This window comes from Micromonospora sp. MH99, from assembly GCF_021442385.1.
Taxonomy (GTDB): domain Bacteria; phylum Actinomycetota; class Actinomycetes; order Mycobacteriales; family Micromonosporaceae; genus Micromonospora.
In genome coordinates, this window is the sequence record NZ_MUZA01000076.1 from 22,090 (window position 1) to 28,240 (window position 6,151).

6 protein-coding genes are annotated in these 6,151 nt (G+C 72.6%); 4 read left to right on the forward strand and 2 right to left on the reverse strand.

The features are described 5' to 3' along the window. Window positions 1-24: 24 nt before the first annotated feature. Window positions 25-432, forward strand: coding sequence for a hypothetical protein (locus tag B0E54_RS27740; protein WP_234589221.1), 408 nt, complete (start codon window positions 25-27; stop codon window positions 430-432). 173 nt (window positions 433-605) lie between these two features. Here B0E54_RS27740 and B0E54_RS27745 read toward each other — a convergent pair whose 3' ends face one another. Beyond that, window positions 606-3,347 carry a cellulose binding domain-containing protein gene (locus B0E54_RS27745; protein WP_234589222.1) on the reverse strand — a complete coding sequence of 914 codons (2,742 nt, stop codon included), beginning with the start codon at window positions 3,345-3,347 and terminating at the stop codon, window positions 606-608. Window positions 3,348-3,771: 424 nt separating this feature from the next. Between B0E54_RS27745 and B0E54_RS27750 the strand changes: the two genes are divergently transcribed. From B0E54_RS27750 to B0E54_RS27760, 3 genes are read left to right on the forward strand one after another with little or no spacing between them, the layout of a single operon-like run. Further along, complete coding sequence (locus B0E54_RS27750; protein ID WP_234589223.1) at window positions 3,772-4,458, forward strand: BON domain-containing protein; 687 nt, start codon at window positions 3,772-3,774, stop codon at window positions 4,456-4,458. Window positions 4,459-4,518: 60 nt separating this feature from the next. Further along, a complete protein-coding gene (locus tag B0E54_RS27755; RefSeq protein WP_234589224.1) occupies window positions 4,519-5,016 on the forward strand; it encodes a redoxin domain-containing protein in 498 nt (165 codons plus the stop codon). Further along, window positions 5,013-5,561 carry a thioredoxin domain-containing protein gene (locus B0E54_RS27760; RefSeq protein ID WP_234589225.1) on the forward strand — a complete coding sequence of 183 codons (549 nt, stop codon included), beginning with the start codon at window positions 5,013-5,015 and terminating at the stop codon, window positions 5,559-5,561. The genes B0E54_RS27755 and B0E54_RS27760 overlap by 4 nt, the downstream gene beginning before the upstream one ends. A gap of 32 nt (window positions 5,562-5,593) precedes the next feature. On the opposite strand, the gene B0E54_RS27765 is transcribed toward B0E54_RS27760, so the two are convergent. Next, on the reverse strand, window positions 5,594-6,151 hold a 558-nt coding region (locus tag B0E54_RS27765), incomplete at its 5' end, for a helix-turn-helix transcriptional regulator (protein WP_234589226.1).

Below are 6,151 nucleotides of genomic sequence, written 5' to 3' on the forward strand. Positions count from 1 at the left end.
TCGGCACCCGAGGAGGTAACCACGATGTTCGGAACCAACCTGCTGGACCGGCGCAGCAAGCCGGAGCGGATCGCGGACCAGGCGTGGGAGCACCTGCTCTCCGCCGTCAGCTCTGCAGGCGACAGTGTCCGGGACACCGCCCGTTCGGCCCGTCGCAGCAGCGGCGATCTCGCCGACGGGGCGGGTGACCTGGTCGGCTCCGCGGCGGAGGAGGCCCGTCGTCGGGCCTCGCGCGCCTTCGACGCGCTCGCCGGGCGCCAGCCGGCGCTGCCGTGGACGCTCCTGATCGGGGCCGCGCTGGTCGGCGCGGCGGTCGGCTGGGCCGTCGGCTCCGCTGCCCGTGCCGCCGGCAGCCGGGACGACCGCGCGGTGGACGACGTCGAGTTCGTCGACGTCGACCGCCCCAACTCCCCCGTCGGCCTGGACGACTAGCTCCCGACAACCCGAACGGGCCCCGCCGACCTTCTGGTCGACGGGGCCCGTTCGCATTGCCCGGTGGTGGCTCGACGATCGGGATCGGGCCGGTCCGCCGGGGTGCCGGACCCCTCAGGCAGCCCCGGCGGACCGGTGTTCTCGGGTGGCCCGGACGACGCCGGGCCACCGGGTCAGCGACTCGTGCAGCTCACGGTGGCCGGTGGCGCGTTGCTGCCGGTCCAGGAAGCGAGGAAGCCGATCGTGGTGCTGGCGCCGGCGCCGAGCGCGCCGTTCCAGCCGCTGTCCACGACCGAGACGACCGCCCCGGTCTGGGTGTGGGTGCCGCCCCAGAGCTGACTGATCTGCTGGCCGTTGGGGAAGGTCCAGCCCAGCGTCCAGCCGGCGATGGGCCGGGTGCCGGGGTTGCTGACCACCACTTCCGCCTGGAATCCACCCGACCAGGAGCCGGTCACCCGGTAGGCCGCCGCACATCCCCCAGCCGGGGGCGGCGTGGTCGGAGGCGGCGTCGTCGGGGGCGGCGTCGTCGGAGGCGGGGTCGTCGGAGGCGGCGTCGTCGGAGGCGGGGTCGTCGGGGGCGGCGTCGTCGGGGGCGGCGTGGTCGGGGGCGGCGTGCCGCCGGTGCGGTCGGCGACCAGGATGCCGCGACCGTTGGTGCCGAGGTAGACGCGGCCGTAGACGCGGGGGTCGCCGGTCAGCGCCTCGGTCGGGTTGCCGTACTGGTGACGGTCGTCGTTGATGCGGACCCAGGTCGTTCCGCCGTCGTCGGAGCGGTGCACGCCGGCCTGACCGTCCACCGTGCCGTAGAGGAAGACGGCGGGGTTGGTCCGGCCGGGGGCCGCCTTGCCGAAGCCGACGTTGCCGGAGGCGCTGACACCGCCCAGCTTGGTGAAGCTGGCACCGGAGTCGGTGGAGCGCCACAGCCCACCCGGCCCGGCCAGCCACAGCTCACCCGTCCGACCGGGCAGCGCCTTGAACCGTACGTCGGTGGTGGGCAGCCCGGTCGCCGCCGTGGCGGTGAAGCTGGCACCGCCGTTGGTGCTCAGGTAGACCCGCCCGCCGCTGAAGCCGTAGAACCGGTTGCTGTCGACCCGGTCGGACTCGATGATCGCGTTGGCGGGGATGCCGGTGGACGGGGACCACGAGTTGCCGAAGCCGACGGAGTAGACGACGCGTTGGCCGGCGTCGCCGGGCGACCAGACGAACCGGCTGCCGTCGGCCGCCGCCGCGACCGTGCCGCCGGTGTTGACGCCGGACGGCTCGGTGCCCTGGAACCAGGTCGCGCCGCCGTCGGTGGAGAAGGCGACGTGGCTGTCGTTGGGGCGGTCGGCGTCGGTGAAGTTGCCGGCACGGACCAGCGTGGCCGGCTTGCTCTCGGCGTAGTCCAGGCTGGTGGTGCTCGTGAAGACCGGCTGGGTGAAGAGCATCGACGGGATGGTGTCGAGGTCGGTGTGTCGGAACCCGCCGACGTCGCCGAGCGCGCTGATCAGTGGCGCCCCGCTGGGCGGGCTGATCAGGTCGAGGACTGCGGTCTCCTCCAAACCCCGGACCATCGGCCGGAGGGTGAGCTGACCGCCGGTGTCCCACTTGGTGAGGTCCGTGGTGCCGTAGATGGTGGCGCCGGTGCCGTACATCATCCGGTTGGAGTCGTGCGGGTCGATCTCGACCGACTCGTTCATCCAGCCGAGCTTGGGCGTCTCCTCCGGAGGCGCCGGGTTGGTGCCGAAGGTCAGCCAGGGCACCGAGCTGATGTCCATGGTGTAGCGCTTGGACCGCTGCGGGTAGCTGGTGAAGTCCCAGATCCGGGTCCAGCTCGCCCCGCCGTCGGTGCTGCGAAAGAAGATCGCGTCCGGCCACCAGGAGACCTGGGTGGCCACCATCAGCGTGTTCGGGTGCTGCCGGTCGATGGTCAGACCGCTGTAGCCGAAGTAGTCGTCGCCGCTGGTGGAGGGAATCGGGCTGATCCGCGTCCAGGCACCGGTCGAGCGGGTGAACTTCCAGACGTCGCCCTTGCCGCCGTCGTACGGGCCGCCGGTGTCGCTGGTGGCGATGTAGAGGTGACCGCCGACCGGGTCGACGACACCCTTGTGCGCCAGGTAGCCGGTGGGTTGCCCGGGGATACGCGTCCAGGTCACACCGCCGTCGGTGCTGCGGTAGACGGGATTCTCCTTGTCCGCCACGCCCACGTAGATCGTCTGGGTGGTGGACCCGGCGGTGCCTGTGCTCTTGTCGAAGCTGACCCAGGTGAGGCCCTGGTTCTGCCCGTTGTAGCCGTTCGGGTCACTGGGGTCGGCCCGGTAGTTGCCGGCGTTGGGGAAGGCGGTGACCCGGGCCCAGGTGGCCCCGTAGTCCGTGCTGCGCCACAGCCCGTTGCCGCCCTCGGCGCCGTAGTAGACGATGTTGTTCCGGTTGGGGTCGACGGCCAGCCGCTCCCCCATGCCCCGGCCCGGCATGTTGCCACCGTTCTTGAACGGCAACTCGGTGATCTGCCAGCTGGCGCCCTTGTCGGACGAGCGCAGGATCGCGCCGTTGTTCGGGTCCCAGCCGTTGGTGTACATGCCGACGGCCGCGTACACCCGGTTGGTCTGCACCGGGTCGGTGGCGATGCTGACGACGCCGTTGTAGCCCCAGCGGTCCGCGCCGACCCAGTCGAGCAGCGGCGTCCACGACTGGCTGGACTGCTCCCAGCGGTAGGCCCCGCCGATGTCCGTCCGCGCGTAGATCAGGTTCTTCTCGGTGGGGTTGAAGACGATGCCGGGCACGAAGCCGCCGCCGCCGACCAGGACGTTGCGCCAGGTGTACGCCTCGGCGGCGGCCGGGGCCGCGGCAGAGCCCGCGGCGGTGATGGGGACCGCCACGACGGCCGTGGCGACCGCCAACGCCGACACGAGAGCGCCGGCCAGTGATCTGGGCATCTGTGGTTCCTCTCCGGGGGTGGAGACCCGGGAGACGGGATCGACCAGTGTGACGTCGCGGCTCGGGGGACGGGCGACGACGCGGGGAAGGATCGACCGGAGGTGGTGCGCCGTGGCCCGGGGGACGGACGACGACGCGGGGGGACGGATCGGAGCTTGCCCTGGCTCCAACCACCCGACGCGAGGCTCCCGCGATCGAGGAACGCACTCACCCTAACCGATTCGACGCCGCTATGGAAGCGCTCCCATCATCGACGACGGTGCCCGGTCGACGCGCGGCACGGGCAGGGTACGGCGGATCCGTCGTCCGGATCGGGTGAGGTCCGCTCACCCCGGTGACCGGCACGATCGGACCCCGGCGGGCCTGCCGGCCACGGCCGTCACCCGGTCCGCCAGCCAGCGCACGCAGCGGAGGGAGGGCCCGATGGCCGTCGCGACGATCACGCGGACCGACCAGGACATCCAGTCCGCCGTACTCGACGAGTTGACCTGGGAGCCCCGGGTGCAGCCGCACGAGATCGGCGTCACCGTCGCCGAGGGCGTCGTCACGTTGACCGGACGGGTGGACAGCTACGCGAAGAAGTGGGCCGGGGAACGGGCCGCGCACCGGGTCGTCGGAGTACGGGCGGTCGCGAACGACCTGACCGTGCAGCTGCCCGGCGGCGACGAGCGTGCCGACCCGGACCTGGCCGCCGCGGCGGGCCACGCCCTGGAGTGGGACGCGTTCGTGCCCATCGAGAAGCTCCAGGTCACCGTCTCGGCCGGCTGGGTGACGCTGCACGGCGAGGTCGAGTGGGAGTACCAGCGCCGGGCCGCCGAACGAGCGGTCTGCCGGCTCACCGGCGTACGGGGGGTCAGCAACGGCGTCACCGTCCGGCCGAACGCACCGCCGGACGGCACGAACGTTGCCGACCAGATCGTGGACGCGCTGGCCCGGGCCGGCGCCACCGAGGCCGAGCGGATCACCGTCCGGGTGCACGGCGACACGGCGGTGCTCGCCGGACTGGTGCACTCCATGCCCGAACGCGCCGAGGTGGAGCAGGTGGCCTGGTCCGCACCGGGCATCCGGGAGGTCCAGAACCACATCGCTGTCGCGCCGGTCCTGCGCTGAGCGCGCAACCACCCGGGGCGGGTGAGCCGGCCTCACCCGCCCCGCAGGCAGGCTGGGTGCATGAGTGATCCGAACGGGCTGATCCAACCCGGGCGCCCCGCGCCCGGCTTCACCCTGGCGAGCACTCCGGACGGGCGCCAGACCGGCCCCGAGCAGTTCCGGGGTCGCCCGGTCGTGCTCGTCTTCTACCCCGCCGACTGGAGCCCCGTCTGTGGGGACCAGATGTCGCTCTACCAGGCGGCGGCACCGGTGTTCGACCAGTACCAGGCGATGGTGCTCGGCATCTCGGTGGACAGCATCTGGTCGCACCGGGCGTTCGCCGAGAGCAGGGGCATCGCCTTCCCGCTGCTGTCCGACTTCGAGCCCAAGGGCGAGGTGGCCCGCCGGTACGGCGCGTACACCCCGCAGGGTGAGGCGGCCCGGGCGCTGGTGGTGCTCGACCAGGCCGGGACTGTGGCGTGGAGCTACCTGTCGAAACCCGACGTCAACCCGGGCGCGGACGGGATCTTCGACGCCCTGGACAACCTCGCCCGCGATCGGAAGGTGATGGCCGGATGACCACGCCACTTCAGGTCACCGCCCGGCTCCGGGAGCCGGTGACCATCGAGGACCACGTCCGCGGGCCGTCCAACGCCCCGGTGACGATCATCGAGTACGGCGACTTCCAGTGCCGGTTCTGCGGTGCCGCGTACCCGAACCTGCACGAGTTGCTGCGCCAGCGCGCCGACACGGTACGGCTGATCTACCGCTACTTCCCGATCGCCAACGTCCACCCGTACGCCGAACGGGCCGCGGAGACGGCGGAGGCCGCCGCGTCGCGGGGCAAGTTCTGGGAGATGCACGACTGGCTGTACGAACACCAGGACCAGTTGGACCCCGTGCACCTCTCGCTCGGCGTCGAGCAGCTCGGCCTGCCCACGGACGAGCTGAACGCCGAGGTGGAGCGCGGGGCGTACGCCGACCGGGTCCGTCGGGACTTCGTCGGCGGTATCCGCAGCGGGGTCAACGGCACGCCGACGCTCTTCGTCAACGACGTCCGGCACGACGGCGGGTACGACCTGCCCGACCTGCTGGCCGCCGTGGACGCGGCGGCGAACGCCTGACGTGACGCCGGTCCGGGCGGCTGCCCGGCCGCTCAGATCAGCCGCAGCTCGCGCGCCCGCCGGACCGCCTCGCGCCGGCGGGTCGCGCCGAGCTTGCGGTAGATGTTGCGCACGTGGGTCTTCACCGTGTTGATCGACAACGACAGCTCGGCGGCGATCTCCACGTTGGACAGGATGCTCTGCAGGTAGCGCAGGATGGTCAGCTCCCGCTCGGTGAGCGGCTCGTCGAGCAGTCCACCCGGCTCGGCCGCCGGCCGGGGCGCGCTCTCCTCGACGCCCCGGACCAGATCGCTGACCAGCGAGAAGTGCGCGGTGCCGGCATCCAGGTGGGCGGCCAGCAGGTCCCGCACCGACGGTTGGGCCCGGGTGAACGCCCGGCGGCAGCCCTGCGGGCCGGCCAGGTCCAGCACCTGCTCCAGGACGCGTCCGGCCCGGCGTGCGTCCCCGGCCCGGTCGGCGAGCACCGCCTCCAGCAGGCCGGCGTCCAGGCGTACCGGAAGGGGCCAGTCGGCGGCCGGCGGCGCCTGCCAGTCCGGCAGCGCCCGCCCGGCGGCGCCGAGGTCCCCGGCGCGCAGCTCGACGCGGGCCAG

Excerpts from the sequence above, each read along its gene's own strand:
- B0E54_RS27745 (WP_234589222.1), bottom strand. The coding sequence starts at position 3,347 with ATGCCCAGATCACTGGCCGGCGCTCTCGTGTCGGCGTTGGCGGTCGCC.
- B0E54_RS27750 (WP_234589223.1), top strand. The coding sequence starts at position 3,772 with ATGGCCGTCGCGACGATCACGCGGACCGACCAGGACATCCAGTCCGCC.
- B0E54_RS27755 (WP_234589224.1), top strand. The coding sequence starts at position 4,519 with ATGAGTGATCCGAACGGGCTGATCCAACCCGGGCGCCCCGCGCCCGGC.
- B0E54_RS27740 (WP_234589221.1), top strand. The coding sequence starts at position 25 with ATGTTCGGAACCAACCTGCTGGACCGGCGCAGCAAGCCGGAGCGGATC.
- B0E54_RS27760 (WP_234589225.1), top strand. The coding sequence starts at position 5,013 with ATGACCACGCCACTTCAGGTCACCGCCCGGCTCCGGGAGCCGGTGACC.